Source organism: Rhodococcus sp. R1101, from assembly GCF_000278445.1.
In the GTDB taxonomy this organism is placed as follows: domain Bacteria; phylum Actinomycetota; class Actinomycetes; order Mycobacteriales; family Mycobacteriaceae; genus Rhodococcus; species Rhodococcus gordoniae.
In genome coordinates this window covers 1-2986 of the sequence record NZ_AJVB01000474.1, presented here as the reverse complement: position 1 = coordinate 2986, position 2986 = coordinate 1, and the positions used below count along the sequence as shown (strand labels likewise).

At 68.5% G+C, this 2986-nt stretch carries 1 protein-coding gene and 1 pseudogene; both read left to right on the top strand.

Annotated elements, in window-relative coordinates; all coding sequences use genetic code 11:
- Nucleotides 1–606: pseudogene (locus tag R1101_RS27710) on the top strand (DoxX family protein); the annotation flags it as partial.
- A gap of 173 nt (nucleotides 607–779) precedes the next feature.
- Nucleotides 780–2986: AAA family ATPase (locus R1101_RS0120105; protein WP_016935096.1), on the top strand; the 2207-nt coding region annotated here is incomplete at its 3' end.

The following is a 2986-nucleotide window of genomic DNA, read 5'->3' as shown; positions in this document are numbered from 1 at the left end:
GCCGCGCGAGCCGCGCAGAAGTCGGTGGCCGCCGCCCTGCCGGGCCACTCCTCGGACGGGCACACGGCGGAGGCGCTGCACACGGTCGCCGAACGGGTGAAGGCACTGACAGAGGAGGCCGGCGAGCAAGGTGGCCATCTCCTGGAGATCGCCAAGGAGCGTGGGCCGGAAATCGCAGAGGTGGCGCGCGAACGCGGCAGCGGACTGCTCGAGGTCGCCCGCGACCGCGGTCCGGTGCTGACCGAGCGGGCGCGCGATCGCAGCGCCGAGATCCTCGGTGTGGCCCGCGAACGCGCTCCCGAACTCGCCGAAGGCGCCCGTGAACGCGGCACCGAACTGCTCGAGCTTGCGCGGGAGCGTACCCCCGAGATCGCCGACGCCGCCCGCAAGCGCGGCTCGAAGCTGTGGGACACGACGGTCGATCGCAGCTCGGAGTGGGCGAAGCTCGCCGAGGAACAGTCCGCGATCCTCAATGCCCGGGCGCACGTCGCCGCGGAGAAGGCGCGCTTGCGTGCCGAGGCTGCGCGCAAGCAGGGCACGAAGGCGGAGAAGAAGCTGGCGAAGAACCTCAGGGCGCTCGAGAAGAACATCGAGAAGAAGAAGTAATCGAGTACGGCACAGCAGTGCGGGCGTGCGACTCGGTCGCACGCCCGCACTGCTGTGACCAGGATTTCTGCCTGTTTTCTTACGGCGACGACTAGACTTCTCGGGCACTTTCGTCAGCGCACCATCCTGCGCACGGCGGAGCGATCTCGTCCTGTCTATCCCGAGGAGTCCCTGTGCCGGTTGATGGCGCGTCCCATCCGGAGCTCGATCGCGAGCAGGCCTACGTGGCGATGCTCTACACGCATCTCGACGGGCTGCGCGACTACGCCCGGACTCGGTTGACCCGCGTGCTGAAGGAGACGGGAGGCACTCCGCAGGCACGCAGCGAGCGCGAGTCCTTCACGCAGATGTACACCGAGGACATCGCGAAGTACGACGCCGCCGAGCACGGCTTGTGTTTCGGCCGCATCGACGTCCGCGACGACGGCACCGATGCGGCAGTGACGACCGAGGACGGCGCGGAGACCCGGTACATCGGTCGGCTCGGCATCCTCGACGAGGACAACGACTACGAGTCGCTGCTGCTCGACTGGCGGGCACCGCAGGCCCGCCCGTTCTACCTCGCCACCCCCGCCGCTCCCGACGGGGTCGTACTGCGACGTCATATCCGCAGCCGCAGCCGGACCGTCACCGCTCTGCACGACGAATATCTCGACCTCGACGCCGCCCTCGAGCATGCCGATACCCAGGCGGCGGGGGGTGTGGCCGGTGAGTCGGCGTTGCTCGCCGCGCTGAACGCCGCGCGCACCGGGCAGATGCACGACATCGTGGCGACCATCCAGGCCGAACAGGACACGGTCATCCGCTCGGAGCATCGCAGCGTGCTCGTCGTCCAGGGCGGTCCGGGAACCGGCAAGACCGCGGTGGCGCTGCACCGGGCGGCCTACCTGCTCTACACCTACCGCAAGCAGCTGGCCAAGAGCGGCGTACTCATCGTGGGCCCGAACAGCCGCTTCCTCGACTACATCGGTCAGGTGCTGCCCTCGCTCGGTGAGACCGGAGTGCTGCTCTCCACGGTCGGTGATCTGTATCCGGGGGTGACGCCGACCGTCGCGGACAGCCCGGAGGGCGGCGAGCTCAAAGGTTCCCTGGACATGGTGAAGGTGCTCGAGAAGGCCGTCCGCGACCGGCAGGAGGTGCCCCGCTCCCCCGTGCACCTGAGCTTCGACACCTATGCGCTCACGCTCGACCGCAAGATCGTCACCCGCGCACGCGGTCGCGCTCGGTCGTCCCGCCGACCGCACAACCTCGCCCGGCCGATCTTCGTGGGCGGGGTGATCGACGCACTCGCCGATCAGCTCGCGGGGATCATCGGATCGAATCCGCTCGGCGGCGCGAATCTGTTGAGCCGGGAGGACATCCAGGACATCCGGTCCGAGATGCGTTCGGACCGTGACATCATCACTGCGATCGACGCATTGTGGCCGGAACTGTCCCCGCAGCAAGTACTCTCGGATCTGCTGGCTTCGCGCGACCGGATCGCGTCGGCGGCTCCGGCGTTGTCCGACGAGCAGATCGACGCGCTGTACCGCCCCGACGCACCGGGACGTTTCAGCGCGGCCGACGCTCCCCTGCTCGACGAACTCGCCGAACTGCTCGGTGTCGACGACGCCGCCGAGCGCGAACGCGCGAAGCGGCGCTGGCGCAAGCAGATCGCCGACGCCCAGGGTGCACTCGACATCCTCACCGGTTCGGCGCCGCAGGATCTCGAGGACGATCTCGATCCGGAGCTGCTCATGGCATACGACCTCATCGATGCCACTCAGCTCGCCGAACGGCAGAACCACCGCCGCCACGAGACCACGGCCGAACGCGCGGCGGGTGATCGCACGTGGACCTACGGTCATGTGATCGTCGACGAGGCGCAGGAGCTGTCCGCGATGGCGTGGCGAACGATCATGCGCCGCATCCCGAATCGCTGGATGACCCTGGTGGGCGATACCGCACAGACCGGTGATCCGGCGGGAACCGAGTCGTGGCAGCAGATCCTCGAACCGTATGTCGCGAACCGGTGGAAGAAGACCGAGCTGACCGTCAACTACCGCACGCCGGCGGAGATCATGCGCATCGCACATGCGGTGCTGGCCGAGATCGATCCCGATCAGGTGCCGCCGCAGTCGGTGCGCGAATCCGGTTTCGAGCCGTGGGCGCAGCAGGTCGACGCGGAGGCGCTGTCGGCGACCGTGCGGGCCGCTCTCGACGCCGAGACCGGCCCGGGCACGACGGCCGTGCTCGCGCCCGCACGCCTCGTACGCGAATGGGAACCTCTCGCATCCGAGTCGGTCACGGTCGCGACCGTCAAGGAGGTCAAGGGCCTGGAGTTCGATGCGGTTCTGCTCGTCGAACCGGCCGAGATCCTCACCGACTCGTCGCGCGGGAC